This window comes from Aerococcus sp. L_32 (assembly GCF_050689315.1).
In genome coordinates this window covers 1-1,068 of record NZ_JBOEQF010000590.1, presented here as the reverse complement: position 1 = coordinate 1,068, position 1,068 = coordinate 1, and the positions used below count along the sequence as shown (strand labels likewise).

At 40.0% G+C, this 1,068-nt stretch carries 2 protein-coding genes; one reads left to right on the top strand and one right to left on the bottom strand.

Going from position 1 to position 1,068, the window contains the following annotated elements; genetic code table 11:
• Positions 1–683 (top strand): NAD(P)/FAD-dependent oxidoreductase (locus ACRCJ0_RS14980; protein WP_431391005.1); only part of this gene is annotated, 683 nt, incomplete at its 5' end.
• A gap of 93 nt (positions 684–776) precedes the next feature.
• Here the strand turns inward: ACRCJ0_RS14980 and ACRCJ0_RS14975 are convergent.
• Positions 777–1,068, bottom strand: a 292-nt coding sequence (locus tag ACRCJ0_RS14975; protein ID WP_431391004.1) for a DUF1461 domain-containing protein, incomplete at its 5' end; no start/stop codon positions are given.

Here is a 1,068-nt window from a genome sequence, read left to right as displayed (position 1 = left end):
AGTCGACCTATACAGCGGGTGCAGTCATTATCGCTGCCGGCAATGGTTCCTTTAAACCTCGAAAAATAGCGATTGCTGGCCTTTCTGACTATGAAGATCAGCATATTTCATACCATGTATCAGACTTTATTAAATACACAGGTAAAGAAGTTGCGGTCCTTGGTGGTGGTGACTCAGCCTTTGATGCCAGTTTGGCTTTAGCTGACCATGCTAAAAAAGTCTACTTGGTTCATCGTCGCGACCGTTTTCGTGCCCATGAATATTCAGTTAGCATAGCTGAACAAACAGCCAATATTGAATTCGTTACCCCCTATGTACCAAAAATACTTCTTGGTGAAGACGGTTTCTTGACTGGCTTAGAAGTTACCAAGGCTCGTAGTCAAGAAAGTCGGATACTACCTGTTGAACATATCTTTATGACCTATGGTTTTGTATCCTCAATCGATGAAATTAGAAATTGGGGTCTTGAAATTGAGAATGAATCTATCCAAGTAGACCATAACATGCAAACCAATATTCCCGGTATCTATGCAGTTGGTGATATAGCTAATTACCCGCATAAAGCCAAATTGATTGCAACTGGTTTTGGCGAAGCGCCACATGTCATTAATCAAGCGGCCCATTACTTATTCCCCGACCGTCAGGTTGCTCCACTACATTCGACATCTATGTTTACAGACTGATGTTGGTATGACTTGCAGTTTTAAAATACATAAATCAATAAAGCAAAAAAACCAACCCAAAAGTGCTTGTTACAGCCTCCTTTGGGTTGGTTTTTATATACCTAAGATTTGACGGTTGAAGTCCTTTTTCCCGATACGATAAACCCATTCAATAGCGAGTTGCAAGATCAAAAAGACAGAAACAAAGCATAATAAGAAGAAGGATTCATGGAGTACGAGAATAATAGGATCTGTGGCTGGGTTAAATAACCAGGCGTCGTTATTAAAGGCTATTTCATGAAAAGCAATAAAAATAGTGTTGAAATTAAAAACGAGTAAGATGATTACAATGATTGGAAGCCATCTCAGTTGCTTGAAGGGCCAGTATAGGCGCCACAAATTGTGG